The organism is Bacillus sp. FSL R9-9530 (genome assembly GCF_038008145.1).
GTDB lineage: Bacteria > Bacillota > Bacilli > Bacillales > Bacillaceae_G > Bacillus_A > Bacillus_A mycoides.
The window spans coordinates 2,550,996-2,576,768 of the sequence record NZ_JBBOYO010000001.1 but is presented as its reverse complement, the minus strand read 5'-3'; the positions used below and the strand labels follow the sequence as shown (position 1 = coordinate 2,576,768).

At 34.8% G+C, this 25,773-nt stretch carries 31 protein-coding genes; 22 read left to right on the top strand and 9 right to left on the bottom strand.

Translation table 11 applies throughout. The annotated features are described in order from the left end of the window. Positions 1–37: 37 nt before the first annotated feature. From MKX66_RS12885 to MKX66_RS12825, 13 genes are all read left to right on the top strand, one after another. Positions 38–1,318: a Glu/Leu/Phe/Val family dehydrogenase gene (locus tag MKX66_RS12885; RefSeq protein WP_002030573.1), complete on the top strand. Its 1,281-nt coding sequence runs from the start codon at positions 38–40 to the stop codon at positions 1,316–1,318. An 18-nt stretch (positions 1,319–1,336) separates the two neighbouring features. Continuing rightward, complete coding sequence (locus tag MKX66_RS12880; RefSeq protein ID WP_000762559.1) at positions 1,337–1,627, top strand: SAV0927 family protein; 291 nt, start codon at positions 1,337–1,339, stop codon at positions 1,625–1,627. Between the two features lie 27 nt (positions 1,628–1,654). After that, the gene (locus tag MKX66_RS12875) at positions 1,655–1,903 is read left to right on the top strand and encodes a hypothetical protein (protein WP_002011502.1); all 249 of its coding nucleotides are present in this window, start codon (positions 1,655–1,657) and stop codon (positions 1,901–1,903) included. Between the two features lie 144 nt (positions 1,904–2,047). Beyond that, a complete protein-coding gene (locus tag MKX66_RS12870; protein WP_002030578.1) occupies positions 2,048–4,177 on the top strand; it encodes a sigma 54-interacting transcriptional regulator in 2,130 nt (709 codons plus the stop codon). 117 nt (positions 4,178–4,294) lie between these two features. After that, positions 4,295–4,468: a hypothetical protein gene (locus tag MKX66_RS12865; RefSeq protein ID WP_002011500.1), complete on the top strand. Its 174-nt coding sequence runs from the start codon at positions 4,295–4,297 to the stop codon at positions 4,466–4,468. Positions 4,469–4,567: 99 nt separating this feature from the next. Further along, positions 4,568–6,061 carry an aldehyde dehydrogenase family protein gene (locus MKX66_RS12860; RefSeq protein WP_033708916.1) on the top strand — a complete coding sequence of 498 codons (1,494 nt, stop codon included), beginning with the start codon at positions 4,568–4,570 and terminating at the stop codon, positions 6,059–6,061. Continuing rightward, positions 6,062–7,435 carry a putrescine aminotransferase gene (locus tag MKX66_RS12855; protein ID WP_341086320.1) on the top strand — a complete coding sequence of 458 codons (1,374 nt, stop codon included), beginning with the start codon at positions 6,062–6,064 and terminating at the stop codon, positions 7,433–7,435. 193 nt (positions 7,436–7,628) lie between these two features. Next, the gene (locus MKX66_RS12850) at positions 7,629–8,009 is read left to right on the top strand and encodes a GntR family transcriptional regulator (RefSeq protein WP_341086318.1); all 381 of its coding nucleotides are present in this window, start codon (positions 7,629–7,631) and stop codon (positions 8,007–8,009) included. Next, entirely contained in the window at positions 8,006–8,704 is a 699-nt protein-coding gene (locus tag MKX66_RS12845) for an ABC transporter ATP-binding protein (protein WP_326997667.1), read from the top strand. The genes MKX66_RS12850 and MKX66_RS12845 overlap by 4 nt, the downstream gene beginning before the upstream one ends. After that, complete coding sequence (locus MKX66_RS12840; RefSeq protein ID WP_341086315.1) at positions 8,701–9,492, top strand: ABC transporter permease; 792 nt, start codon at positions 8,701–8,703, stop codon at positions 9,490–9,492. Before MKX66_RS12845 ends, MKX66_RS12840 begins: the two co-directional genes overlap by 4 nt. 14 nt (positions 9,493–9,506) lie before the next feature. Beyond that, positions 9,507–10,409 carry an ABC transporter ATP-binding protein gene (locus MKX66_RS12835; protein WP_002030591.1) on the top strand — a complete coding sequence of 301 codons (903 nt, stop codon included), beginning with the start codon at positions 9,507–9,509 and terminating at the stop codon, positions 10,407–10,409. Beyond that, positions 10,409–11,185 (top strand): ABC transporter permease, encoded by a 777-nt coding sequence (locus tag MKX66_RS12830; protein ID WP_193652736.1) that lies wholly within the window; start codon positions 10,409–10,411, stop codon positions 11,183–11,185. Before MKX66_RS12835 ends, MKX66_RS12830 begins: the two co-directional genes overlap by 1 nt. A gap of 313 nt (positions 11,186–11,498) precedes the next feature. Then, positions 11,499–12,512: a CPBP family intramembrane glutamic endopeptidase gene (locus tag MKX66_RS12825; protein WP_002140948.1), complete on the top strand. Its 1,014-nt coding sequence runs from the start codon at positions 11,499–11,501 to the stop codon at positions 12,510–12,512. Between the two features lie 29 nt (positions 12,513–12,541). Here MKX66_RS12825 and MKX66_RS12820 read toward each other — a convergent pair whose 3' ends face one another. Further along, the gene (locus MKX66_RS12820) at positions 12,542–12,724 is read right to left on the bottom strand and encodes a DUF3913 family protein (protein WP_000707108.1); all 183 of its coding nucleotides are present in this window, start codon (positions 12,722–12,724) and stop codon (positions 12,542–12,544) included. Between the two features lie 100 nt (positions 12,725–12,824). Then, positions 12,825–13,277, bottom strand: a complete 453-nt coding sequence (locus MKX66_RS12815; RefSeq protein WP_002030598.1) for an Lrp/AsnC family transcriptional regulator — start codon at positions 13,275–13,277, stop codon at positions 12,825–12,827. Positions 13,278–13,400: 123 nt separating this feature from the next. On the opposite strand from MKX66_RS12815, the gene MKX66_RS12810 reads away from it, so the two are divergent. The 3 genes from MKX66_RS12810 to MKX66_RS12800 all read left to right on the top strand — a co-directional run bounded on the left by MKX66_RS12810 (position 13,401) and on the right by MKX66_RS12800 (position 14,868). After that, a complete protein-coding gene (locus MKX66_RS12810; protein ID WP_170935223.1) occupies positions 13,401–13,814 on the top strand; it encodes a carboxymuconolactone decarboxylase family protein in 414 nt (137 codons plus the stop codon). A 13-nt stretch (positions 13,815–13,827) separates the two neighbouring features. After that, positions 13,828–14,382, top strand: a complete 555-nt coding sequence (locus MKX66_RS12805) for a cysteine hydrolase family protein (protein ID WP_016101497.1) — start codon at positions 13,828–13,830, stop codon at positions 14,380–14,382. Between the two features lie 87 nt (positions 14,383–14,469). Further along, the gene (locus MKX66_RS12800; RefSeq protein WP_002011614.1) at positions 14,470–14,868 is read left to right on the top strand and encodes an SseB family protein; all 399 of its coding nucleotides are present in this window, start codon (positions 14,470–14,472) and stop codon (positions 14,866–14,868) included. A gap of 27 nt (positions 14,869–14,895) precedes the next feature. Here MKX66_RS12800 and MKX66_RS12795 read toward each other — a convergent pair whose 3' ends face one another. Continuing rightward, positions 14,896–15,816, bottom strand: coding sequence for a S66 peptidase family protein (locus MKX66_RS12795; RefSeq protein WP_002011617.1), 921 nt, complete (start codon positions 15,814–15,816; stop codon positions 14,896–14,898). Positions 15,817–15,889: 73 nt separating this feature from the next. Here MKX66_RS12795 and MKX66_RS12790 point away from each other — a divergent pair, with 73 nt between their 5' ends. Beyond that, positions 15,890–17,026, top strand: coding sequence for an NAD(P)H-dependent flavin oxidoreductase (locus MKX66_RS12790; RefSeq protein ID WP_193652738.1), 1,137 nt, complete (start codon positions 15,890–15,892; stop codon positions 17,024–17,026). A gap of 17 nt (positions 17,027–17,043) precedes the next feature. Here MKX66_RS12790 and dltD read toward each other — a convergent pair whose 3' ends face one another. From dltD to MKX66_RS12765, 5 genes are all read right to left on the bottom strand, one after another. Then, positions 17,044–18,219: a D-alanyl-lipoteichoic acid biosynthesis protein DltD gene (gene dltD / locus MKX66_RS12785; protein ID WP_002126231.1), complete on the bottom strand. Its 1,176-nt coding sequence runs from the start codon at positions 18,217–18,219 to the stop codon at positions 17,044–17,046. After that, on the bottom strand, positions 18,216–18,455 hold the full coding sequence (gene dltC, locus MKX66_RS12780; protein ID WP_002011622.1) for a D-alanine--poly(phosphoribitol) ligase subunit DltC: 240 nt from the start codon (positions 18,453–18,455) through the stop codon (positions 18,216–18,218). The genes dltD and dltC overlap by 4 nt, the downstream gene beginning before the upstream one ends. A 68-nt stretch (positions 18,456–18,523) precedes the next feature. Then, positions 18,524–19,690 carry a D-alanyl-lipoteichoic acid biosynthesis protein DltB gene (gene dltB, locus MKX66_RS12775; protein WP_002126234.1) on the bottom strand — a complete coding sequence of 389 codons (1,167 nt, stop codon included), beginning with the start codon at positions 19,688–19,690 and terminating at the stop codon, positions 18,524–18,526. Next, complete coding sequence (gene dltA, locus MKX66_RS12770) at positions 19,687–21,201, bottom strand: D-alanine--poly(phosphoribitol) ligase subunit DltA (RefSeq protein WP_002140951.1); 1,515 nt, start codon at positions 21,199–21,201, stop codon at positions 19,687–19,689. The genes dltB and dltA overlap by 4 nt, the downstream gene beginning before the upstream one ends. Positions 21,202–21,213: 12 nt before the next feature. Next, positions 21,214–21,360: a teichoic acid D-Ala incorporation-associated protein DltX gene (locus MKX66_RS12765; protein WP_002011626.1), complete on the bottom strand. Its 147-nt coding sequence runs from the start codon at positions 21,358–21,360 to the stop codon at positions 21,214–21,216. Between the two features lie 359 nt (positions 21,361–21,719). On the opposite strand from MKX66_RS12765, the gene MKX66_RS12760 reads away from it, so the two are divergent. From MKX66_RS12760 to MKX66_RS12740, 5 genes are all read left to right on the top strand, one after another. Continuing rightward, positions 21,720–22,898, top strand: a complete 1,179-nt coding sequence (locus tag MKX66_RS12760) for an amidohydrolase (RefSeq protein ID WP_002030615.1) — start codon at positions 21,720–21,722, stop codon at positions 22,896–22,898. 223 nt (positions 22,899–23,121) lie between these two features. Continuing rightward, positions 23,122–23,286 carry a hypothetical protein gene (locus MKX66_RS12755; protein WP_002011628.1) on the top strand — a complete coding sequence of 55 codons (165 nt, stop codon included), beginning with the start codon at positions 23,122–23,124 and terminating at the stop codon, positions 23,284–23,286. Further along, positions 23,279–23,725, top strand: coding sequence for a flavodoxin (locus MKX66_RS12750; RefSeq protein WP_326997670.1), 447 nt, complete (start codon positions 23,279–23,281; stop codon positions 23,723–23,725). The genes MKX66_RS12755 and MKX66_RS12750 overlap by 8 nt, the downstream gene beginning before the upstream one ends. A gap of 24 nt (positions 23,726–23,749) precedes the next feature. Further along, entirely contained in the window at positions 23,750–24,523 is a 774-nt protein-coding gene (locus MKX66_RS12745) for a hypothetical protein (RefSeq protein WP_215590975.1), read from the top strand. Positions 24,524–24,620: 97 nt separating this feature from the next. Continuing rightward, positions 24,621–24,782 carry a hypothetical protein gene (locus tag MKX66_RS12740; protein ID WP_088034946.1) on the top strand — a complete coding sequence of 54 codons (162 nt, stop codon included), beginning with the start codon at positions 24,621–24,623 and terminating at the stop codon, positions 24,780–24,782. Here MKX66_RS12740 and MKX66_RS12735 read toward each other — a convergent pair. Further along, the gene (locus tag MKX66_RS12735; RefSeq protein ID WP_002030620.1) at positions 24,779–25,687 is read right to left on the bottom strand and encodes an aminoglycoside phosphotransferase family protein; all 909 of its coding nucleotides are present in this window, start codon (positions 25,685–25,687) and stop codon (positions 24,779–24,781) included. The genes MKX66_RS12740 and MKX66_RS12735 overlap by 4 nt on opposite strands. Positions 25,688–25,773: the final 86 nt, after the last annotated feature.

Sequence of the window (25,773 nt, the reverse complement as noted above, 5' to 3'; positions counted from 1 at the left end):
TTGTACAATTAGTAAAAGTATAAAGAGGGGTGTTATCGTGCCGATTCAATCAGAAAAACATACAAATACAGTTGAAGTTGAAAATCCTTTAGAGGAATTTCAAGCTATATTAAAAGAGGCGCTTCATTTTTTAAGTTATCCAGAAGAAGTATTCGAATTTCTGAAAAAACCAATGCGTTTTTTAGAAGTAAGCATTCCTGTTCGAATGGATGATGGAACAACAAAGGTATTTCAAGGGTATCGCGCTCAGCATAACGACGCAGCAGGGCCAACAAAAGGTGGTATTAGATTTCATCCAGATGTTACGGCAGAAGAAGTAAAAGCACTTGCTGGCTGGATGAGCTTGAAATGTGGAGTGACAGGACTGCCATATGGAGGCGCAAAGGGCGGGATTATTTGTAATCCACAGGAGTTGAGTTTTAGAGAACTAGAGTTACTGAGTCGTGGGTATGTAAGAGCAGTAAGTCAAATTGTGGGGCCGACGAAAGATATTCCAGCACCTGATATGTATACAAATGCGCAAATTATGGCTTGGATGCTAGATGAATATGACCATATCAGGGAGTTTGACTCTCCAGGATTTATAACCGGGAAGCCATTAATGCTAGGAGGATCACAAGGGCGGGAAACAGCAACGTCTAAAGGTGTATTGTATACACTTCAGTTAGTAAGTGAGTTAAAACAAATTCCGCTACAAAATATGGGAGTTATTATTCAAGGATTTGGGAATGTTGGAGGTTATTTGGCAAAATATTTATATGATATTGGTGTGAAAATAGTCGGGGTATCAGATGCTATAGGAGGAATTTATAATCCAGACGGTCTAGATGTTCCTTATTTACTAGAAAACAGAGATTCTTTCGGTGTAGTATCGAATCTCTTTAGTAAAACAATTTCTAATCAGGAGTTGTTAGAAAAAGAATGTGATGTACTCATTCCGGCGGCAATTGGAGGAGTCATTACAAAACATAATGCAGGAAAGCTTGGATGTAAGATTATCATTGAGGCTGCAAATGGACCAACAACAAAAGAGGCGATAACCATGTTAGAAGAAAAGGGAATTTTGGTTGTTCCAGATATTTTAGCAAACTCTGGTGGCGTGATTGTTTCATATTTTGAATGGTGTCAAAATAACCAAGGATATTACTGGACGGAGCAATATGTTGATCAATGTTTAAAGGAGAAAATTACATCTAGTTTTTCTAACGTACTTGATACTTCTAAACGCTATGGAGTAAATATGAAAATTGCTGCCTATATGGAAGGGGTTCGCAAGATTGTAGAAGCATCGCGCCTAAGAGGTTGGTTGCATTTTTAACCTAAAGGGAGGGCTAAAATGAAACTGGATATTTTATTAGAAGAAGTGGAGAGACAACAAATCGGTTATTACTGTATTGTGTCGAATAGTCATCGTTACGATATAGCTGTTACGTATTCGCAACAGTTTCTTGGAAAAGCAATGGTTACCTCAATTCAAAATGGGAGAATGGTTTTATTAAGCCAAGAAGATATTGGAGAGGAACAATATTGGGCAACAAGGCTAGGCATTGAGGTAGAGGACATAGAAGAGTTTCAAAGCTTTTTCTATATGATTCTTCAGTCACAAAGGTTAGAAGAACAATATTAATAGAATAAAAGAAAGGGATGATTGATTATGTATTATGATATTATTACGAGTCCGTGTTATGGAATAATTGAAAAAGTGTCTATCGATAAGGATTCTCGAATTTATGAATGGGAGCCATTATTCGCTATTAAAGATATGAATGGTAAACTGGAAGTAATTAAGATGGGATGTAGTGGAGAAGTTCAATCTTTAGAAGTAGAAGCGGGAGATAAAGTAATTCCAGGTATGGTATTAGCTTATATTCAAGAAGATCTTTTCGTTAGTGGTAGTGATTAATGATAGAACTATGAGGAAGATGGAGGCACTCATCTTCCTTTTTTTATTAAATAAAGAAAGAAATGTTTTATTTTCAGATTAATTAAAAAAATCTGTATTTAATGATACAATACAAATTAAATAGTTCAAAGGAGGAATAGCAGAATGTTTTCCATCGCTCATACAAAAATTAGACCCATAGTTTCTCTACCTATCGATCAATCTGAAAAGGAATGGAATATAGATGTTAAAAATATAAAAGAATCGTTTCTATTTTTAAAAAGAGGAGAGAGATTATTTGCATACGTTCATGTGAAGGATCTGCTATCAAATAGTAAGGAATTAACTTCTAAGCTATTACTTTCAAATGCTGTTTCACTAGATACAATATGTCATCTTAGTAAAGATATTTCTTTAACAGCTCTTTTTCAAATTATTGGAGCGCCGATTGCCATAGTAAAAAATGAAGTGGATGAGCTAACAGGATATATAAGAAGAGAGGATGTTTTTGCAGAACTATTTAAACAAGAAAATCAGAGTGTTGATATATTGAAAATTATTTTAACGTCTATTCCAATGGGGATTTTTGTAGTAGATCGAGAAAAGAAAATTGTAAATTGTAATGAATCTGGTTTGAAGATGATTAAATCGACTCCTGAAAAAGTTATGAATGTACCAGCAGAACTGATTTTTAATGGAGAACACATTAATAACGTATTTACAAAGGGAAAAACGATCTTGAATCAATTACAAATCACAAATGAGATGGGTGTATTAGTTGACTATAGTCCGATTCCAAACTTTGATCAAAGTATTGAAGGAATGGTTATTATTGTGCAAGATTTGCCGATGGTCGAGGACATGGCGATGGAAATTGAATATATAAAGGATTTAAATAAAGATTTACATGCAATTTTGTCTAGCATTTATGATGAAATATTAGTTGTTAATCATAAAGGGGAATTAATTCGTTATAGTGAAACTGTTATCAATGATTTTTGGGGGAGTAATTTGAAGGACTTGTTAGGAAAAAATCTTTTAGACCTAGAAAAGAAAGGATTATTTAGTCCATCGGTTACGCGATTAGTGTTGGAAAAACAAAAAAAGGTATCAGTTGTACAAGAAACAAAAAGCGGAAGAAAAATATTAGCAGTTGGAAACCCTGTATTTAATGAAAACGGAGAGCTTCATCGTATTATTATTGCCTCCAGGGATATTACCGAAGCAACGAGATTGAAGACGGAATTACATGAAATAAAGAAGATATCAGAGCAATATAAGAAAGAGTTAGATGACTTTAAAAATAAAGATCGTTTTCTTAAGAAGCTTATTTACTGTAGTCCGAAAATGGAGCAAATTATTAACCAAGCTAAAAAAATAGCAGATTTTTCTTCCAATGTTCTTATTTCTGGAGAATCTGGCGTCGGAAAAGAAGTAATTGCTCAGGCAATTCATCAACTTGGAAACCGATCTTCAAAGCCATTTTTAAAATTAAATTGTGGTGCAATTCCAGAAACTTTGCTAGAAAGTGAACTATTTGGTTATACGAAAGGTGCTTTTACAGGAGCCGATAAAAATGGAAAAGAAGGATATTTTAAGCGAGCTGATCAAGGTATTTTATTTTTAGATGAAATTGGAGAAATGCCTTTACATTTGCAAGTAAAATTGCTTAGAGTCCTGCAGGAACAAGAAGTAATTCCTATTGGAAGTACAACACCTATGAAAATAAATGTACAAATTATTGCTGCCACAAATAAGAGCCTTGAAAAGATGGTCGAATCTGGAACATTCCGTGAAGATTTATTTTATCGCCTCAATGTAATTCCACTGCGAGTTCCTTCTTTACGAGAGCGAATGGAAGATGTTCCGGTACTTGCCTTTCATTTCTTACAACAGTTAAATGAAAAATATAATAAAAATTATCATTTAACTCCAGATGCACTTAATTTACTAGAGTTCTATTCATGGCCAGGAAATGTCCGTGAATTACAAAATATGATTGAACGTTTAGTAGTATCAGCAGACGATCCAGTAATTGAAGCGGAGTTTGTTAGTAAGTTTTTAACACCCGGTTATGACTTTAATAAATCAAAACCAGTTATTACAAGAGTATTACCATTACAAGAAGCACTACATTCTGTAGAAGAACAATTGATTTTGCTTGCAATGAAGCAGTATAAAACAACGACTAAGGCTGCAAAAGCTCTTGGAATCAGCCAATCTTCAGTGAGTCGTAAATATCAAAAGATTGTTAGTGAAAAAGAGATAGCGGCTGATATCATCTCATATTCCTAAAAAAGGAGAAGGTCACATAGACTTCTCCTTTTTGTGTGCGCTCAGCATGTACATATTCTCTGGGATTCAAGTCCCGAGTGGTGAAGGCGGTAGCGGAAATGATTAAAGTTTCACTTTATGCAAAATGGAATAGTGTATGCGGAAATGCATAAAATGTTTGTTGTTTTTAAGAAAATAGTCAGTTTATCCCGATATTTGTGGGCAGTAAAACTCCCACCTCAAAATTCAGGTGGAGCAAAGAAGTTAGGTGGAAGCCCTGCTGTTCGTAAACGCCCGATTGGTGAGGGCTAATTAAAGTTTCACTTTATGTATGATTCTTTTGAATTTTAAATATTGGCATGGAAATTGCTTATAAATATATAAACGATCGATAAAGGAGGATTCAATATAGTGCTAGATTTAAAAATGTATGTAAACGGTGAATGGAGAGACTCTAGTGATCAAGAAAAAAGAACGATTATTAACCCTGCGAATGGCAAGGGTATAGCATATGCACCTGAGGGGACGATTGAGGATGCAAAATACGCGATAGAAGTGGCAAGAACGGCTTTTGATAGCGGAATTTGGTCAGAGACATCGACTGCTGAAAGGGCATCATATTTATTTAAAATAGCAGATGAAATTGATAAAAATATGGAAGAATTAGTATACCTTGAAACAATGGATAATGGAAAAACGTACCGTGAGGCAGAAGGAGATATTGGAGATGCAGCGGCTTGTTTTCGCTATTATGCCGGATTGATTACAAAGCCAGATGGTCAAACATATCATGTAGCCGATCCGATGCAAGCGATGGTTGTAAGAGAGCCAGTCGGTGTTTGTGGATTAATTGTTCCATGGAATTATCCGCTATTGATGAGTGTATGGAAAATTGCACCTGCTTTAGCAGCTGGAAATACAATTGTGTTTAAACCTTCTGAAGTGACACCAATCACTGCAACAAAGCTATTCGAAATCCTTGAAAAAGTAGGGATACCAAAAGGTGTTGCCAATATGGTAATGGGGGCCGGTCCAATAGTAGGAAATGAAATTGCAGCGAGTAATAAAGTGGATATGATTTCCTTTACAGGTGGAACAAAAACAGGTAAGCACATTATGAGAACAGCGGCAGATAATATGAAAAAGATTTCGTTAGAACTTGGAGGGAAATCTCCAAATATTATTTTTGCAGATGCAGATTTTGAGACCGCTATTGATTATGCTCTATTCGGTATTTATGCAGGTAGCGGACAAGTATGTTCAGCAGGATCAAGAATCCTTGTCGAAGAAAAGATTTATGATAAATTTGTTAATAGTTTTGTAGAGCGAGCACAGCAAATTAACGTTGGACCTGGTGATAATCCAGAATCAGAAATGGGGCCACTTGTAAGTCAAGAACATATGGAAAAAGTATTACGCTATATTGAAATTGGGAAAGACGAAGGTGCAAACGTTGCTTGCGGAGGTAGACGAATAATGGAGGATGGAAAAGGTGATGGTTTCTTTATTGAACCAACAGTCTTTGTCAATGTAAAACCTGATATGCGCATTGTCCAGGAAGAAATCTTCGGTCCTGTTGTAGTAATTCAAAAGTTTAAAGACGAACAGGAAGCAATTGAGTTGGCAAATGGTACAGACTATGGTTTGGCTGGAGGAGTATTTACAGTCGATGGTGCAAAAGCAATGCGTGTGATTCGCAAACTTCGCGCAGGAATTACGTGGATTAATAGCTATCATCCAACATACAATGAGGCGCCTTGGGGCGGATATAAGCAAAGTGGTATAGGTCGTAGTCTAGGAACGTTTGGTTTAGAAGAATTTCAAGAGATTAAGCAGATTAATATAAATCTAGAAGTAGAACCTATTGGTTGGTTTGCAAATAAAAAAAATGTAGAGGTGAATTAGATGGAAACGAACGTGAAAAATAAATTGAATGAGAAAGAATCAAATGTAAATGAGTATATTACGAAAGTACTACAGTTAATTGAAAAAGAAAAGGTTACTGAAGAAGAGGCAAACTGGATTCAAAAAGAAACAGTAGATGGATTTAGAGAGCATGTAAACCCTGGTTTTCTTGCTTATAGAAAAACAGTAACAAAAGATGGACAATTTGCAGCAGTAGAATGGTCAGATGAAGGATCTTGCTTCATGGATATTAATGGTAAAAAGTATATTGACTGTTTAGGTGGATTTGGAATTTATAATGTTGGTCACCGTAATCCGAAAGTGGTAAAAGCTGTAACGGATCAATTAAAGCGTCAAGCATTGCACAGTCAGGACTTACTAGATCCACTTCGAGCAATGCTTGCAAAGATTTTAGCGGATATTACACCTGGTGATTTGAAATATGCCTTCTTCACAAATAGTGGAACAGAAAGCGTAGAGGCAGCATTAAAACTAGCAAAAATGTATAGTGAACGAACAACTTTCATTGCTACAACGCGTGCTTTCCATGGTAAGAGCCTTGGTGCTTTATCTGGGACGGCAAAAGGAATGTTCCGTAAGCCATTTTTACCATTAATTCCGGGTTTCCGTCATGTTCCGTTTGGCGATATTGATATGATGAGAAAAACATTTGAGACATGTGCATTAGTGGGAGAAGATGTTGCAGCAGTTATTTTAGAACCAATTCAAGGAGAGGGCGGTATTATTTTACCTCCAGAAAATTATTTGAAACAAGTACGAGAGCTTTGTGATGAGTTTGGATCACTCCTTATCTTTGATGAAGTACAAACTGGAATGGGACGTACAGGGAAAATGTTTGCTGCAGAATTATATGATGTCGTGCCGGATATTATTTGTCTTGCGAAGGCGTTTGGTGGAGGTGTAATGCCAGCGGGAGCTATTGTTGCGAAAGAAACAGTATTCAAAAGTTGGTTTGAAAATCCATTTATGCACACAACAACATTTGGAGGAAATCCACTTGCATGTGCTGCTGCAATTGCAACAATCCATGTTTTATTGGAAGAGAAATTACCGGAACGAGCTATGGAAGTTGGGGAGTATTTCTTAAATGGATTGAAACAAGCTGCAGAAGGGCACGAAGATAAAATCTTTGAAATTCGTGGTCAAGGTTTAATGATTGGGATTGAATTCAATAAAGACGAGATTGGTTATGAAGTGTCAAAGGCGATGTTTGATCAAGGTATTCTTGTTGCGGGAACATTAATTAACTCAAAAACAATTCGTATTGAACCATCCCTTACAATTAGTTATGAAGAAGTAGATACAGTTATTAATACGTTTAAATCTGTGCTAGCTCAAGTAAAAGTAAAATAAATTTCGCATAAGGTTATATGTGAATTCAAACGATTGAAACTATAATTAGAATAGATTTACCTGTATTTTATTACAGGAAGGCAGTGTAACGAAAAGTTACACTGCCTTTTTATTACATTTTTTGTTGTAAGTATTTACATGTAATTTGTCTTAGTGTACTATTTAACTAACACACTAAGACAGGAGGGGAGAAATGAAAATTGAGTTTTCTCCAAATACACCAATTTACATTCAGGTAATGGAATACATAAAGAAAGAAATTGTAACGGGTCATTTATTGCCTGGTGATAAAATTCCCTCCGTACGTGAATTAGCGAGTGATTTACAAGTAAATCCAAATACGATTCAACGCACATTTCAAGAACTAGAACGGGATGGAGTTGTTGTAACACGTAGAGGAATGGGGCGATATGTAACGAATGAAGGGGAGAAAATTATGGAGCTGCGAAAAGATATGGCGAAAGAATTACTTCATTCTTTCATAAATGGAATGGACAATTTAGGTTTTTCAGAAGAAGAAATTTTTACAATCCTTCGTTCTTCATTACATGAGAAAAGGGAGGAGAGCGAATGACAGAGTTATTAAAAATAGAAAATCTATGGAAGCGGTACGGATTAAAAGCAGTGATCCGTGAGTTAAACATAGAGATTACAGAAGGAAAAATCGTTGGGCTTGTTGGAGATAACGGAAGCGGGAAAACGACGTTATTAAAAATGATTGCAGGATTGCAGCATCCTTCTGAAGGCAGCATAGTAATTAACGGTAAAAAAGTAGGGTTAGAGACGAAAGAAATCGTTTCATTTATGTCTGATAAGCCAGTCTTTGATGATTGGATGACGGTAAAAGATTCTTTATTTTTCTATCGAGATTTTTATAAAGACTTCGATATTCAAAAAGCGGTAGATACGATTACGGAATTTAAAATACCGTTAGAAGAAAAAATTAAAGCATTGTCAAAAGGGATGATTGAGAAGCTGCAAATCATTTTAACATTTTCTCGAAAAGCGAAGTTATACGTACTGGATGAACCGCTTGGCGGGATTGATCTCGTTTCTAGGGAGCATGTACTTGAGCTAATCCTTAAATTTTATCATGAAGATTGTACGCTGCTTATATCAACTCATTTAATAAGAGAAATCGAAAATATATTTGATGAAGTAATCTTTTTGAAAGATGGAGAAATAATATTGCATGAAAATGTGGAAGAACTAAGATTTCAAAAGGGGAAAGCAGTACATGAGCTGTTTAAGGAGGCCTATGAGAAATGAGTCAGCTTTTTCTTTATCTGTATAATTGTAATAAGAGAAAAATAGCCATTATTTACTTCGGATTTATTACAGTTTCATTAATTCTTTTATTTAATATGAAAGGAGTTTCAGGAGCTAGAATTTCAGGTAGGCAAGATATAATCATTATTATATTTTTTATCGTACTAGGTATAAATGGATTCGCAATTCTTCTAACAGGTATATCGTCTTTTCGAAAAATGCTAAAAAACTCTATGCTACGTTGTACTTCTATTTCAGCACAAAAGTATATATGTGCAAATGTTTTATTTTGTGTACTACTCTTTATGATTTTGCTAGGAATAGGAATCATTTTTCTATACTATTTTTCTTTAAATATTTACAATGGAAAAACAGATTTAGGTGTTCAGCAAGCAATCCATAGTTTATATGATTATGGAATATTACATCATATGTTATCTATTTTCTTATGGGGACTAGATTTTGTTAATATGCTAGTTTCTATTTATTTAATTATAGTAATTACGAAGCTACTCAATGTGAAATCATCGATGAGTAAGATTGTTTGCGTAATCTTATTCGTTGTTTTTATCGCATTTAATGGGGGAATAACATATATCTTTCAGCAAATAGAAAAGTATGTGTTTGCCATAAATAATATTGGATTTATAGATCAAAACGGCTTTTTAAATACATCATTTTATTCTGGTACAGATATTACAGTTTTAAATCTATGTTTTAACTGTTTATTAACAATTATATTATTAGTAGTTACAGGGCGCATCATCGACAAAAAACTAGAAGTTTAAAGGAGGAATCATCATTGGGAAATGTAGTAGTGAAATTAGAAAATGTCCGAAAAAAAATCGGTAGAACAGAAATTATTCGGGGCTTATCATTTGAGGTTCGAGAAGGAGAGGTATACGGATTCCTTGGCCCGAACGGTAGCGGTAAGACAACGACAATTCGTATGATGACAGGTCTTATTTCTATGACAGAAGGCGATATTACAATTTGTGGTCATAGTATTCGCACAGAGCGTGAAAAGGCGCTAGAGCAAATTGGAGCGATTGTAGAAAATCCCGAGCTATATGATTATATGACTGGAATGCAAAATTTAAAGCATTTTGCGAACATGGCGATTACCCCAATTAGTAAAGAGCGCATCGCTGAAATTGTAAAGCTTGTTGAATTAGAGCATGCGATTCATAAAAAGGTGAAAACATACTCACTTGGTATGAAACAGCGTTTAGGAATTGCGCAGGCGTTACTTCATCAGCCGAAAATCTTAATTTTAGATGAACCGACAAATGGATTAGATCCAGCTGGTATTCGCCAAATTCGTGATTATTTACAACGATTAGCGAAAGAAGAAAATATTGCAGTCATTGTATCAAGTCATTTATTAAGTGAAATTGAATTAATGTGTGATCGTGTAGTTATTATAAAGCAAGGTGAGTTTGTACAAGAGTATAACTTACATGAACAAGCGAAGCATGATGAAACAGTTGTAGTTGCATTTGAAGTAGATCAAGTTCAAAAAGCGAACGAAATTATTAAAGGTAAAGTACAAGGAAATGTAGCTGTGGCATCTGTAATGAAAGAAGAGATTCCGCAAATTGTAAAACAGTTAGTGAATGCTGATGTACTCGTATATGGTGTTACTGTTCAAAATAAAACGTTAGAGGATGAGTTCTTAGCGATTACAGGGGGAGTGAAAGCGTAATGTTTAAATTAATTCAAAATGAATTTTTAAAGTTACATGCGAAAAAAGGTATGTACATTTTAATAGGTGTAATTGCAGCATTGGAGATTTTGGGAGTTTTAGCGATGCTGAAATGGGGAGGAGGAAATGAGTTTAAAGGATCATATTTAGATTTTGTAAGTTCAGAGATTGGTTTAATTACCTTATTTGCAACAATTTTTGGAATTACGATTGCGTCTCGTACAATTACTGATGAGTTCCAAAAAGGTACAATTAAGCAGTTATTAATCCGTCCGAGAAAACGAATTACAGTTTTGTTCTCTAAATATATTACAGTGTTACTTACTATATTATTTATCATATTTGCTAGCACGTTAATCTCAATGATTATTGGCGGGATTGTAATGGATGGTAGTAAAACAGGAGTAACGTTAGGAATCGTAATGAAGTCCATTGTATATCAAGTACTTTCACCGTTCTTCTTTGCAACTCTTTCATTTTGCTTAGCTAATGTATTTAGAAATTCTGTATTACCATTAATTATTTCGTTGTTCTTATTCTTCTTACAAAGTGCAATTACAATGGTGCTTATGATGTTTGCTAAAGGTGTTGCAAAGTTTGTTGTATTCTCGCATTTAAATTTAAGTGTGTACGACAGCAATAAATTAGTAAGTGGCGGAGTAGAACCACCATTTACAGAATTTACGTTTACAACTTCATTATTACTTGTAGTTGCATACTTTGCTGTATTACTTGTAGCATCAAGTGTATTATTCCAAAAACGTGACGTATTATAATCGAAAAAATCCCCGTGTTAACGGGGATTTTTATTAACCAGCTTTTTTGATTTATGTAGCTTTTAAGTGTGGCAGATACATATTTACTTAGGAACATAATTGTAACTAAGTTGAAGAACATTGATATGGTATATCAAATAGGATCGTTATTATATAATTTAATACGTATATTATTCGGAATAAAGTGAGAAAAATAGGAAGATTTTCAACTATATTCATATTATAATTTAGTTATCCGGCCATTTGTGGAGAAGGGCTACCCATAAAATACTGAATAAAGTTTCACTTTATATCATCTCTGGAGGTGTTCCATATGCAACATGCATTTTCACGTATAAGGCTACGTAGTTTTTTTGGATGGATGATTATAGGGATGTTCCTGACGATGATTCCATTAAGGTTATCAGGTGCTTCTGACAATACGATAGAGTTACTGTCACAAATATCAATATTTTTTGCATTTCCACTATTGTGGCTATATTTAAAAACAAGTAAAAATAATGTTGTTTTTAAAAGCTTTTTTGATAAGCCTGGACGTTTACATTGGGGGTTAATTGTATTAGCAACGATCATGGGAATGATTTTTGCAGTCGGTATATCCCAAATTCAATTTTATATTTTAGCACATACTTTACCTAATTTCTTAGTTACCATGTTAGAAGATGGAAATGTAATTAATACGAGTAACATATACATGACGATATTTACTTTCATTTCAGCATGTGTATTAGCCCCAATAATGGAAGAGGTTATTTTTAGAGGTTTTTTCTTGCAGCGAATGGCGTACAAATGGGGGATTAAACGAGCGGTTATTATATCCTCTCTTATTTTTGGACTAGGACATTTTGATGTTATCGGTGCTTTCATGTTCGGTGTTATTATGTGCCTTCTATACATAAAGACAAAAAATATATGGACGAATATTGCTGTGCATGCTCTAAATAATTTGATTGCAACGAGTATGCAATTTGTAGGTGGAGATGGAAGTGACGCAATCTCGATTACTGAATTACAAGCACAAAGTAATTTATGGATCGGCATTGGTCTTGTGATTATCGGTTTATTATGGTTCATTCCTTTTACTTGGAACCAATGGCGTACAGTAAAAGAAGTTGGTGTGCCACCGATTCGTTTCATAAATGAAGAAAAAGTAGTGAATACATCAGAAGAAAATGAAATATATAGCCAAGTGATAGTAACAGATAGATTGATGGCTGTAGAACTACCTGATGAAGCTGTAAATAAGCTTCGGTTAGAAGAAAATGATTATGTAACAGTTTCTGTAGAAGAAGATAAAATTGTTATAAAGAAAGCGCATAATAGATAATTAAAAAGTAGCTCCTAAAGAGCTACTTTTTAATTTGTAATAATCTCTACACGAAAATTATTACCGTTCTTTACATATTTAATATCTGTAACGATCCGAACGGTTTTTAGAAGTTCAACTTTTTCACCAATTCGAGGGATGGTCGGAACATTGTCCCAAATACCAAGCAAGTCATCTAATTGTGCCGTTTTTTCATAAAACCAGATTTTCAATGTAAAGCCCCTTTCTCGAACTTTATGTATTTTAATACATGATATATCATTTTTATTCTTAATGTAAGGGGTTTTTACTCTTTTTGTGAATAAAGATGAATTAAACTTCTGGGAATATATGTTCAATGTCCGGAGTAAGAGCTACTTCTGATAATACGATATGAGAAACTGTCGTTGCATATGAAGAAACATCATTGATAAATTCTTCAAGTTCAACGAGTGAAGGAACAGAGATTTTTACAATGTAGCATAAGCTTCCTGTTACTCGGTAACAAAAACTTGCAGATGGATAAGACTGAATAAACTGTTGCATACGTGTTGTATCACCATTTTTTAAAGTGATTTCTAAAATACAATCTAAAACAAGTCCTGCTTTTTTATAATTGATATCGATTGTGTATTTTTGAATAATCCCCTCACTTTCAAGTTTACGTACACGTTCTGTAGTAGACGGAGCCGATAAGTTTACTCGTTTTGCTAATTCACGCATCGAAAGGCGGCTATCATTATATAATTCATTTAAAATTTTTCGATCAACACGGTCTAATTGCATTTGTAAATATACCTCCAGTAAAATGATAATTTTTGTAAAGCAAAATTTAAAATTAAGATTCATATGAAATGTAAAGTGAACTTTATTTATTTTACAATAAAAAAGAAGGAAATAGGAGGGGAAATGATGGAGAGAATTACATTATCAAATGTAGGAGATACAAAGTTTCAAAAATTATTAGGTCATAATCCAGATATATTAAATTCGTGGAGTACGTTAGAGAATACACTGTATAGTACAGGGGCCCTTTCCGTAGAGTTAAAGGAGCAAGTAAGAAGAACATTAGCGTTTGGGAATGAATGTCCGTACTGTATGGCAAAGGGAAAGCCGGATGATATACAAAAAATAGAAGAAATTAGCGTAGCCGTTACTTTTGCGCATGCATTTGTTCATGACCAAAAGGCGATAGATGATAATATGTTTCATATATTAAAACAATATTGGACTGAAAAAGAAATTGTAGAGCTTTGTGCCTATATTTGTTTTATTACTGCTTCGCAGCAACTTGGTTTTCTGTTTCAATTACAGCCCAATTAATTAGGAGGATATTATGCTTAATCAAGCAGCACTTATAATCATTGATGTACAGGAAGCATTCAACTTACCATACTGGGGCGTGAGGAATAACCTTTTGGCGGAAGAAAATATGAAAAGTTTGTTAGAAGAATGGAGAAAAAGAAAACTACCAGTTTTTCATATTCAACATGTAAATAAAGAAAATGTTCAATCGATGTTTTATCAACATGTGGAAACGGTAAACTTTAAAGAAGAAGTGCAACCGATGCCAGATGAAATAATTATCCAGAAATCCGTTAATAGCGCGTTCATTGGGACAAATTTGGAAGAACAATTAAGAGAACAAAATTGTAATACGGTAGTGATTGTAGGATTAACAACAAATCATTGTGTGGAGACTACAACACGGATGGCAGGTAATTTAGGGCTTACAACGTATTTAGTGAGCGATGCGACGGCTACATTCAATCGTAAAGGTCTGGACGGGACAGAGTATAGTGCAGAGGACATTCACAATATGACACTTGTAAACTTACATGATGAATTTGCCAAAATCGTTACGACTGAAGGTGTTTTAAAATTATTTTAAGAAAATAATTGTGGAATTATGTAGAAAAAAATAAGAATATTTCGTATAATCTAAGTATAATCATTTTGAAAATAGGGGTGGCATCATATGGAGCAAATTCCAGTAAAGAAAATAGAAGAAGTACTCGTTTTAGCAGGAGATGATAAACAAAAGCAAAAGGAATTTTATGAATTGCTCTTAACAACGGAGTTTTATGTTGCTGGTTCACTTGAAGCAGAAGACGGGGCAACGGAAGGAACACTTCGTTTGCGTCATTTCCAAGGAGAGGGTAGATGGATCGTTCCGTTCTTTACACAATTGAAATTTGTAAAAGATGTGTTGCCAGAAGGTACACCCCTTATTACGATACGTGGAAAAGAATTATTGGGTAGCATCGAGAAAGATGCGACAGCTGTATTAAATGTTGGAACAGATATGAGTAAAACATTTATTCCAGAAGAAATTGCAGAGATAGCATCAGGACGAATCTTTAATTATTATAAGTAAAAGGAAAAGCTTAGCAGCTTTTCCTTTTTAATTTGAACATGGAGTGGCTATACCAGAAGAAATAGAAACAGTTTTGTTAGTTGTATTTATTGTTGCTGTAGCTCCGAGGGGAATACCGATATTTGGACTTATATGTCCAATCGGTAAACCGAATAACACAGGTATATTATATGGCGTGAAATATTCATATAATATTGTTTGCAATGATTGAGATGGCTTAGAAGGGTTGCAGTCGTGACAACTTGTAAAAATAACGCCGCTGCATTCATTAAACTGTCCAGATAAAAGTAGTTGATTTAACATCCGGTCAATGCGGTACGGTTCTTCACCAATATCTTCAAGCAATAAAAGTTTATTTGACGTATTTATCTCATAGGGCGAGCCAATTATACTTGTTAACACAGTTAAATTCCCTCCAACTAATGTGCCTGTAACTGTACATGGAGAGGTAGGTACGATACATTCTGATGCATATAAGATAGATGAATACGGATGGAATAGTTGATTGAAAGAAGATAAGGAGAGAGAATCTATACCTTTTCCTAATTCTTCAATCATTGGACCATGAAAAGTAACCAGCTCCGCATAACGTGAAAAGGCAGTATGTAAAGCCGTAATATCGCTATATCCCCAAAAAATCTTTGGATTCCGTTGAATGATTTCATATTGAATGTAAGGGAGGAGACGAGCGCTGCCGTAACCACCTCGTGCACAAAAGACTGCTTTGACCTCAGTATTTGTAAATGCTTCATGTATATCATCAAGACGAACTTGATCACTTCCAGCTAAATATCCATATTTTTCATAAACACTCTTTCCAATTATTACGGATAATCCCATCTCTTGTAATACGTTCACACCTTTTAATATATTCTCAAGTGTTGGTGGACCAGACGGTGCAATAACCATTACTGTATCACCTTTTTGCAACGCATTTGGATAAATCATTGTTCTCAGCCTCCTTCTCTTTCAATATATTCGCTTGAGCGAAAGTTCAATCCTTGTAAAAGAAGGGGAAAGCATGTCATATAAAGAAGGTATAGGGAAAGTAGGAGGGAAAATGATGTTTACAAGTCGAGTAATAGATATATTACAAATTAAGTATCCGATCATTCAAGCAGGTATGGCAGGAGCGATTACAACGTCAGAACTTGTTGCAGCTGTGAGTAATAGCGGAGGATTAGGTACGCTTGGAGCAGGGTATATGAGCCCAGAACAAATCCGTGAAGCGATTTATAAAATAAGGGAACTAACAAATAAGCCTTTCGGTGTTAATTTACTTTTAACGAAAGAGATACAGATAGAAGAAGAGAAGGTAAACGAGGCGAAAGTATTACTTAGTGGAGTGAATAGAGAATTAGGTATAGAGGAAGAAAAGGCTTTAAAACTTCCAAAAAGCTATAAAGAACAATTACAAGTATTATTAGAGGAAAAGGTACCAGTCGTTAGTTTTGCATTTCAAACGTTAGAAAAAGAAGAAATAGATGATTTGAAAAAGGAAGGGATAAAAGTTATCGGAACAGCTACCCATGTAGCGGAAGCGAAAGCACTTGCTAAGTTAGGGGTAGATATTATTGTCGGGCAAGGTAGCGAGGCAGGAGGGCATAGAGGAACGTTTATTGGGAAAGAACAAGATGCGATGATTGGTACATTTGCATTAATCCCGCAATTAGTAGCGGAAGTACCTCATATCCCGATTGTTGCAGCAGGTGGTGTAATGAATGGGCAAGGGCTTGTTGCGGCATTTGCGTTAGGGGCAGAAGCTGTTCAAATGGGATCAGCCTTTTTAACGAGTGAAGAAAGTATTACGCATGACGTGTATAAAGAGGCGATTTTACATAGTACAGATACGAGTACAACGGTAACCCGTGCGTTTTCCGGGAAATATGCACGGGGTATTCGTAATGAATTTATAGAGAAACATGAAGGAAGAGAAGAGAATTTACCAATGTATCCAGTGCAAAACGTATTAACTTCAAAAATACGTCAAGAAGCAGCGAAGCAAAATAAGGAAGAGTATATGTCGCTTTGGGCGGGACAAGCATCATCATTAGCGCGAACGGAATCAGCTCAGCACGTAGTGAAACGTGTCATGAAAGAAGCAGAGAACGTAATTGAACAATTACAAGATGTATATAAAAAAAGACCACTTGAATAATTCAAGCGGTCTTTTCGTTAGTTTGCTTTATAAAATTGTTGGATAGCTTCGTCGATGTAAACCCAGCCTTTCCAACCTAAGTGCATATGATCTTTTAAGAAGTACTTATCATATTCATGATTTGAGAAATCAGCAATTGGATAGCCAGCTTGCTTAATTTGCTCATGAACTTTATTGTAGTATAATTCGCGTTTTTCTTTCGGGAAGCCAGCGTAATCATACCAAGGACCTTTTACAGGAACAGAAATGAAGAGCGGTTTTGCGCCAGATTGTTTTAATAAATCAAGTACAATTTGTAAATCTTCATATTCTGGTGATTGGTCATAAGCATCATTTTTTAAGTAACCTTCACGTTGTTTTAATTTCTTCTTAATTTTGCTATTGAAGTAATCATCTTCGATACCATATTCGTTGGAGCTTGATTCTACTGCACCTGTTTGATCAGCATGCTTACGAGCTTCTTCCCAGTTCATTTGTTTCAATGATGGATCAAGCTGTTCTTTATGCGGCTTAATATTAAACATAACTGTAAATAAATCTTTACGATCTAGAATGTTACGATAAATATAAGCGAAAGGTTTAGCAGCAAGTGCTTTTACTTTATACTTTGTATCATCGTAGGCGATACCTTCAAGCGAAATTTTTAATAAAGTTTCTTTTTTAACAATCTCAAAGTTTAATAAGCGTTTTGCAATTTGTTTTTTCATTTCAGGTTTTAAATCATCGTTGAAAATGAAGTGGTAACCTTGTTGTTTTGAAAAGTTAGGTGCAAAGTGTGTCTCATCAATACCTTGTGGTACAAACCATTGCGGAGAAAGAACGAATATCATTTTCTTATCTTTCAATTGATCCATTGTAGATGTGAAGTTTAATACATGTACAAGGTCTTGTGTTCCACCGCGCCCAAGTAGGAATGGTGTGAATCCTTCAGGCTTTACTTTGAAATAATTCGATGGATGGAAAGCATCCATACGTGCGAATTCCGATGAACCGTACATCGGAAGATATTTCGGGTCTGCTAACATCTTTTGCTGTAAAATCATACTTTGAATCTTTTCTTCTTTTAAAGAAGTCGCAGCTTGTTCTACTTTCTCATCACTTAAAAGTGGGAGTAGGAAGCGCGTAGGAATAAGTAAGAATACAGCAAAAAGGGCCAATGCTAAAAGCATCGGACCAAATTTCACTTTGTTCATCGGATTTCTTCTAACTTTTTAATAACCATATTTGGTGTAGCCCACTCATCGCGGTCAAAATCAGAAATAGAAACTTCAATCTCTAAACGCTCTTGGAATTCTACTAATAAAGATACTACAGCGAAAGAATCAAGAATACCTTCTTCAAATAATTGAACATCTAAGTTTTCTTTCACAATATCGTTTTCACATACTTCTTCTAAAATATCTAATACTTGCTCTTTGAATTCTGCCATTTTTAAAATCTCCTTTATATCCGAAATATATTATATGTGCAACTTCTTAATAGTATAAGAAGGGTGCATTAAAAGTATCTGTTAAGGTGTCCAGAGAAGATCAGGAAACCGAAACATACAACGTGGAACGTAATTACAATCGCAAGGACGTGTGTAAATTTATTGTTTGGCCAAAACTTATGCTTCTTGTTTTTTCGTTCGAAAATATCGAATAAAATAAACAGTGCGGCATGATATAGACCATAAATAACATATTGCGCAACAGCGCTTCCTTGGATGTGCCAAATTCCCATAATGAAAAAGTTTAAAAATGCACCGATATACGAAATTGTGTAACGGTTCTTAATTAACTTTTTCTTCGTTGCAAAAAAGACGAAACGCATGTAAATAAAATCACGGAACCAGAATGATAAACTCATATGCCAGCGGTTCCAGAAGTCTTTAATGTTACGACTAAGGAATGGCTTATTAAAGTTTTCTGGAGTTTTAATTCCCATCATGTAACTGATACCAATTACGAATGCACTATAACCTGCAAAGTCAAAGAATAACTGCATGCTAGTAGCGTACATAAAAATCACATTAGATAAAAGTGTATCTTGATTGGCGAATACTGCCTTTACAAGATATGTTGTTATCAAGTGCGCGATTATAAATTTATACAGAAAACCTTGGAAAATACGGTTAATCCCTGTATATAGTAACTTTTGATATTCCTCAGCACTAGGCGGCTTTTGAATATCTTTTTGGAATCTACGGTAACGATCGATAGGTCCACTTGAAATCGCAGGGAAGAATAAAACGAATTCCCAGAAATTAAAGAAGGAAAGTTCTTTAATTAAATTATCACGAACTTCAAAGACCATCTGTACAGCTCTAAATGTTACGTAAGACATACCTGCGAAAACAATAAAATGCAATTCAGGTACAAACGGTGCGATTTTTGCCAAAATAAGCGGTAAAATCGATAAAATAACAGCTATACAAAACGTGAATGTACTATTATTTTGTTTTCTTAAAATTAAATAGCCTTTAATAAGGGCATATTGCCAAATAATAAATGCGGCTAACATGATTGCTTGCTTCGGTTTATCAGAGAAGATAATAACGAGCATTACTAATGTTAAAACGGCATTATATTTACGCAACATTTTACCTTTTAATCCAGCTATGATAGTAGGTATTAATAAAATGCCTACTATAGCGAAAAAATAAAATGATCCATATGCGGTCATGCTGTAACCTCACTCAATAATTTTTTGCGATCTACCTTTCCATTTGGTGTCATTGGAATAGAAGAGTGATACATGAATTTACGTGGAATCATGTAATTTGGTAATCGCTCATTGAGTTCTTTTTTGATTGCAGATGTTAATTTGAATTCTTTTTCAAACGAATGCTCTCCAGGAACAACAACCGCTAATAAGTAATCATATTTTTCACCTTTTTTAATTGGAACAACAACTGCACCTTCTACGTAAGAACACGCGCGAAGATGATGTTCGATTTCTTCTAATTCCATTCGATAACCATGAAGCTTAATTTGGAAATCAAGACGACCATTATAGAATAGAAGACCATTTTCTACATAGCCAGCATCACCTGTTTTATAGGCACGCTCACCATCAATCATGGTAAATACTTTTTCTGTTAATTCAGGGCTTCCTAAATAGCCAACGCTTACGCTTGGACCGACAATTACGATTTCACCTTTTTCACCGTCAGGTGCAATTGTACCATCTTCTTTCATAATAAGAAGGCGACAGTCTGATTTACAGTAGCCAACTGGAAGTGATTTGTATTGATCAAGCACTTCTTCTGTAACGTGAATGCCTGTTACAGCAACAGTAGCTTCTGTTGGACCGTACGTATTCATAATTGCTGCTTTCGGGAAACGCTCAATTAATTTTCTAGCTACTTCATTTGGTAACACTTCACCGCAGAATAAGAATGTTTTCATGTTTGGTAGCATACTTTCAGAGAAAGAGGCTTCCATTAAACACATTTCTGCGAAAGATGGTGTCGAAGTCCATACTTGTATATCCGATTGCTCTAAAGAAGCAAACAAGTCTTTTGGACGTGCAATCATATCTTTATCGATTGCCCAAAGTGTACCACCTGTTACTAACGATGGGTAAATATCCATTACAGATAAATCGAATGAGAAAGGTGCTTGATTTAAGAATACTTGCCCTGTTTGTAAGTTGAAATCTTCTACAGCCCATTTTGTAAAGCTAACAAGACAGTTATAAGTAATCTGAACCCCTTTCGGATTACCTGTACTTCCTGATGTGTAAATAATGTAGAAGTTCTCATCACCTTTTACCGCATGTTCAGGATTTGGAATGTTCCCTTTATGAGTAAAGAAAATATCTTTTAAGTTGTCTTCACTTACAATGCGAACTGGTAAATCAGTTACAGTTACTTCAGTTCCTGATAAAAGTAATTTCGCACCAGAATTTTCAGCGATACGTTGTACGCGATCAGCTGGGATAGATAAATCTACAGGAATGTAAGCATGTCCAGCTTTTACACAACCTAAAAAGTTAATAATCATTTCAGGTTGCATATGGCCATAAACCATAATTGGTGAACGATCATCTGGATACTCAGAAGAAATCCAATGTGCTAACGCATCAGAATCTTCCTTTAATTGTTTGTACGTAATTTTCGCATCTCGCCAAACAAAAGCGGTTTGATCAGGCGTTTCTACAGCCCACTTTTCAATTTGTTCTAATAACTTCATAACGTTCCCACCCTAAAATTCGTTGTAAATAAATGTACTTGTGTTTGTATCATGGAATCCATACAACCAAAGCAATGCAAATAAAATTGCAAGGTAATAAACCGTCTTTGCAACCCATTGTGTGAGTGGTTGAGACCATATCTCTTTTAATCTTTCCATGTCTTTCCCTCGCTTAATGAAATAATAGCTCTTTGTAGGTATCATGTCCTACATTATTGTGAAAAAAACAAAATCCCACATTTTAGGTAAAAATAAGTCAAAAGGCTCTTTTCTGATATTAGCACTAAATACTAAAAAAGAAAATCCCTAACTTAGCAATTATATTACATTCAGCATGAATTTGTAATGGGTTTGACATGTAAATAGGAAGTGGATTGTGTGAATGTATAAAAGTGGATTGTGAGAAGGCGGGAAAATATAATATTTGTTTTGTTATTCCTGAATTGGAGTGGGTTAATAATCACTGGGTACTTAGTACATTTTCAAGGTATAGAGCCTTTTAAAAGGAGGTAATTATTATGAAAAGAGAGTGGAGGAGTTTTATTTCAGAGGAAAATATCATTAAATGGAGACGGCATTTCCATAAGTATCCGGAATTATCGTTTCATGAAAAAGAAACTTCGCAATTTATATATGAAACATTATGCTCATTTTCTTCTTTTGAAGTAACGAGACCAACGCAGTACAGTGTGCTAGCAATTAAAAGAGGAAGGCAACAAGGAAAAGTAGTTGCGATTCGAGCTGATATAGATGCTTTACCAATCCAAGAGGAGACAAGGAAACCTTATACGTCTGTGCATAAAGGAATAATGCATGCATGCGGGCATGATGCTCACGCAGCTATTTTATTAAGTACAGCAGAGACGATAGCAAATATGAAGGAAGATTTTGCAGGCGAAATCCGCCTGTTCTTTCAGCACGCAGAGGAAGTGTATCCCGGTGGTGGACAAGAAATGGTGGAGGCCGGTGTTATGGACGGCGTCGATTATGTAGTAGGTTTGCACGTTATGTCTGGATTAGAAAGTGGAAAGATAGGAATTGTATATGGCCCTATGATGGCAGCACCAGACGTATTTACAATTGAAATTTTAGGAAAGGGTGGTCACGCGGCACGACCAGAAGAAACGATAGATCCTATTGCTATCGGAGCACAAATTATTACAAATTTACAACATATCGTATCAAGAAATACAAGTGCTTTTATGCATAGAGTAGTGTCAGTTACACAATTTCATGGGGGGATGGCCGATAATATCATTCCTAGTGCAGCAGCTTTAATGGGAACTGTTCGATCTTTTAATCAAACATTAAGAGAGGAAGCAAAAGAGAAAATTGAGCAAATTGTAAAAGGAATTACAGAAGCACATGGGGGAGATTATACATATACGTATCGTTACGGATATGATCCAGTTGTTAATAATGAGTACATTACGAAAATAGTAGAAAAAAGTGCGATAAAATTGTTCGGAAATCAGCGTATTGTGCATCTTGAACCTTCTATGGGAGGAGAAGATTTTTCAGCGTATTTAAGAAAAGCACCTGGTTGTTTCATTAAATTAGGAACAGGGAATAAAAATATTGATACTTGTTATCCACATCATCATCCGAAATTTGATGTGGATGAATCGGCTTTAATTAATGGAGTGGAACTATTTTTAGAGACAACTATAAGACTACTAGAAACTGATAAAGCATAAAAAAAGGCAACTGCACTCTATTGCAGTTGCTTTTATTTCTTCCGTCAGAGAGGGCTGAGAAAGAACTATGCTCATTTATAGTATATGAATAGCTAACGGACAAGCTTGTACATTTTAACTATTTTTTAAAAAATAGTTATTGACTTTGATAATCGATTTCAATTAATCTAATGATATAATTGAAATTGATAATTATTATCAATGAAACAGATGAGGAACCTTAATGAGAAAAACATTTCACCTTTTACGAAGGGGATTAAAAAATAAAGATGTTGATAAGCATATTGAATGGCAACGAAATGTAATTCGTTCTGAATATGTAGATGAGAAGAGTACGCTTCAAACAGAAAAAGAGATACAAGGTAAAAGGAGAGGTTCAGTTGAGTAAGTTAGTAATGATTTTTGCAAGTATGAGTGGAAATACAGAGGAAATGGCTGACCATATTGCGGGTGCGATTCGTGAAACAGAAAATGAGATTGAAGTAATTGATATTATGGATACACCAGAAGCTTCTATATTAGAGCAATATGACGGGATTATTTTAGGCGCTTATACTTGGGGAGATGGTGATCTTCCTGATGATTTTTTAGATTTTTATGATGCAATGAATTCTATTAACTTAACTGGTAAAAAAGCAGCTGCATTCGGTTCTTGTGATTCGGCTTATCCGAAATACGGGGTAGCGGTTGATATTTTAATAGAAAAGCTGCAGGAGCGCGGGGCAGCAGTTGTGTTAGAAGGATTGAAAGTAGAATTAACGCCAGAAGATGAAGATGTAGAAAAATGTTTACAGTTTGGAGCTGAATTCGTAAAACACCTTTCTTAATGGCAGAAGGGAGATGAAGAGCAATTGCATGAGAAAATCTCAATCAAAACGATGACAGATTACCATTTGTATGATTTTATGCGTTGTCCGCATAAATTTTATTTCCGTCATATAAAAAGAAGAGAACCTTCTTCATTTGAATGGCAACAAATAGCGCAAATGATTGTGAATCAAATTATTAATGAATATTACACGCTACCTGCGGGCCAACAAACGAAAATTGTACTTTTAATATTAATAGAAAAGTATTGGAAAAAAGTAAGGAACAATATGTTTGCTTCAAAGGCGGAGTACTATATTGTTTTAGCGAAGCTAACTGATCACTTATTACAGTTTGTTGAAAGGGATGATAGTCAGGCACCGCCGTTATTTTTATATGAGAAGTTTCAAACATATATGGAAGAGTTAGGTGTCCACATGTCATTGACATTTGAAGTTGGTGAGTGGAGTGCTGAATCGTTTGTAATTAAAAAGTATGTTGTCGATGCGGATGAGGAAATGCTTGCTCTTTGTCAGAAGCTAATGACAGTATTCAGTTATAAAGCTTTCGGTATTCTTCCGGGGAAAATTGAAGTTATTAATTTAATAGAAGGGACTAAGTATGAGTACATTCCAAAGCAGGAAGATATTATAACTGGAATGGATGATTTATTTAGAATGAAAGAAATGTTGCAGCAACCTGAGCACTATACAGAGCGTCATTTTCGTTCTGAGTGTATGAGTTGTGCGTTTCGTAGTGAATGCCAAAGGGAAGAAGTAAAGAAAGAAGCGAAGCAGAAGAGAAATATAGTACATTAAAGGATGCAATTTTGCATCCTTTTTATTATTGACATGAAAAGCTTTTCATCATTTACGGTATATGAGTAGCAGATTTTAATAAGAGGAGGAATAATCAATGAAAGATGAAACGGCAGTATTTCAATGGTTAAAAGAACAGAATGCTCCTTTTGGAATTCAACTGCAAATTTTACAGGCGTTTCAATTGTATAAAGTTATTGTTGAAATTGATAAAAAGTTAATGATGTATGAGGAGAGAGAGTATAGGGAGAGAATTTAATCTCGTCCCTGTAGTATTGCTTTAAGCTGTTCTTCATTCTTCTTTAATATTATTTCGTTGTTTGTTTCAATGTTATAAATAAGGTTATGTAGTAAAGGGCTGTATTGATAAAAGGTAGTGATGCGGTGAATGAGTAATGGATCGCGGTGAGAAATAAGTGCACTGTATTGTTCATATACAGATGTAGTAAACTCACGACCGAAATCATAATATAGCCCAGCAAAATCAAAAGCGGGATCGCCAATTTGAGCATCTCCAAAATCGATAACACCTGAAATGTTTTTGTGCAGGTTGTTAAATAAAATGTGATGATGTGTAAAGTCAGCATGAATGATTGCATTTTGAAAGGTAGATTTAGTTATACAGGTAAAGAAATTTTCGAATAAACGATTTAAGGCTGATTTCTGTAATGAAGTAAGACTGTTAGTAAAATATTGATTTAATTTTGTTTGTAGTTCTTTCCAGTAGGTAAGTGTTTTTTCGATAGGGAACCCTAGCGTTTCAGTACGTTTTAAAGGAATACTATGTAAAGTCGCAAGGAAAGTGGCTAATTGTGTAATAATTACTTCAAGTTCTTTTTTCTCTAGCTTTGCAACTAGTTCACTTGTTAACGGTTCACCATGAATGAGAGGATAATAGCTGCAAAATGGAACAGTATTACAATCATTCTTATACAATAAATGATACTTAGGAATCTCGATTTCTTGTAATGAATGAGAAAGAATTGTGCACAGTTCTTTTTCTAACGGAATTCGGTTTGCATATTCAAGTTTTCGTGGGAAACGAAATAGTAGTTCATCATTTATAATAACCGTTATATTATCCCACCCTTCTTCATTTTGCATATATGAATGTATAGAAAGATCTGGTAGAGCTTCTTTTATATATTGTTTGTAAGAGTCCATAATTGTTCCTCGTTTCTAAGTTAAAGGTAGGTTATTCCACTTTATGATATCAGAATTTTCTTTCTATATGTTAAAATATAACTATC

Coding starts and splice junctions, on each gene's coding strand:
- MKX66_RS12755 (WP_002011628.1), top strand. CDS start 23,122: ATGAGAAAAACATTTCACCTTTTACGAAGGGGATTAAAAAATAAAGAT.
- MKX66_RS12760 (WP_002030615.1), top strand. CDS start 21,720: ATGAAAAGAGAGTGGAGGAGTTTTATTTCAGAGGAAAATATCATTAAA.
- MKX66_RS12850 (WP_341086318.1), top strand. CDS start 7,629: ATGAAAATTGAGTTTTCTCCAAATACACCAATTTACATTCAGGTAATG.
- MKX66_RS12875 (WP_002011502.1), top strand. CDS start 1,655: ATGTATTATGATATTATTACGAGTCCGTGTTATGGAATAATTGAAAAA.
- MKX66_RS12825 (WP_002140948.1), top strand. CDS start 11,499: ATGCAACATGCATTTTCACGTATAAGGCTACGTAGTTTTTTTGGATGG.
- MKX66_RS12795 (WP_002011617.1), bottom strand. CDS start 15,816: ATGATTTATCCAAATGCGTTGCAAAAAGGTGATACAGTAATGGTTATT.
- MKX66_RS12805 (WP_016101497.1), top strand. CDS start 13,828: ATGCTTAATCAAGCAGCACTTATAATCATTGATGTACAGGAAGCATTC.
- MKX66_RS12865 (WP_002011500.1), top strand. CDS start 4,295: ATGCAAAATGGAATAGTGTATGCGGAAATGCATAAAATGTTTGTTGTT.
- MKX66_RS12765 (WP_002011626.1), bottom strand. CDS start 21,360: ATGGAAAGATTAAAAGAGATATGGTCTCAACCACTCACACAATGGGTT.
- MKX66_RS12815 (WP_002030598.1), bottom strand. CDS start 13,277: ATGCAATTAGACCGTGTTGATCGAAAAATTTTAAATGAATTATATAAT.
- dltB (WP_002126234.1), bottom strand. CDS start 19,690: ATGACCGCATATGGATCATTTTATTTTTTCGCTATAGTAGGCATTTTA.
- dltC (WP_002011622.1), bottom strand. CDS start 18,455: ATGGCAGAATTCAAAGAGCAAGTATTAGATATTTTAGAAGAAGTATGT.
- MKX66_RS12810 (WP_170935223.1), top strand. CDS start 13,401: ATGATGGAGAGAATTACATTATCAAATGTAGGAGATACAAAGTTTCAA.
- MKX66_RS12735 (WP_002030620.1), bottom strand. CDS start 25,687: ATGGACTCTTACAAACAATATATAAAAGAAGCTCTACCAGATCTTTCT.
- MKX66_RS12880 (WP_000762559.1), top strand. CDS start 1,337: ATGAAACTGGATATTTTATTAGAAGAAGTGGAGAGACAACAAATCGGT.
- MKX66_RS12790 (WP_193652738.1), top strand. CDS start 15,890: ATGTCATATAAAGAAGGTATAGGGAAAGTAGGAGGGAAAATGATGTTT.
- MKX66_RS12740 (WP_088034946.1), top strand. CDS start 24,621: ATGAAAGATGAAACGGCAGTATTTCAATGGTTAAAAGAACAGAATGCT.
- MKX66_RS12830 (WP_193652736.1), top strand. CDS start 10,409: ATGTTTAAATTAATTCAAAATGAATTTTTAAAGTTACATGCGAAAAAA.
- dltD (WP_002126231.1), bottom strand. CDS start 18,219: ATGAACAAAGTGAAATTTGGTCCGATGCTTTTAGCATTGGCCCTTTTT.
- MKX66_RS12845 (WP_326997667.1), top strand. CDS start 8,006: ATGACAGAGTTATTAAAAATAGAAAATCTATGGAAGCGGTACGGATTA.
- dltA (WP_002140951.1), bottom strand. CDS start 21,201: ATGAAGTTATTAGAACAAATTGAAAAGTGGGCTGTAGAAACGCCTGAT.
- MKX66_RS12840 (WP_341086315.1), top strand. CDS start 8,701: ATGAGTCAGCTTTTTCTTTATCTGTATAATTGTAATAAGAGAAAAATA.
- MKX66_RS12800 (WP_002011614.1), top strand. CDS start 14,470: ATGGAGCAAATTCCAGTAAAGAAAATAGAAGAAGTACTCGTTTTAGCA.
- MKX66_RS12870 (WP_002030578.1), top strand. CDS start 2,048: ATGTTTTCCATCGCTCATACAAAAATTAGACCCATAGTTTCTCTACCT.
- MKX66_RS12855 (WP_341086320.1), top strand. CDS start 6,062: ATGGAAACGAACGTGAAAAATAAATTGAATGAGAAAGAATCAAATGTA.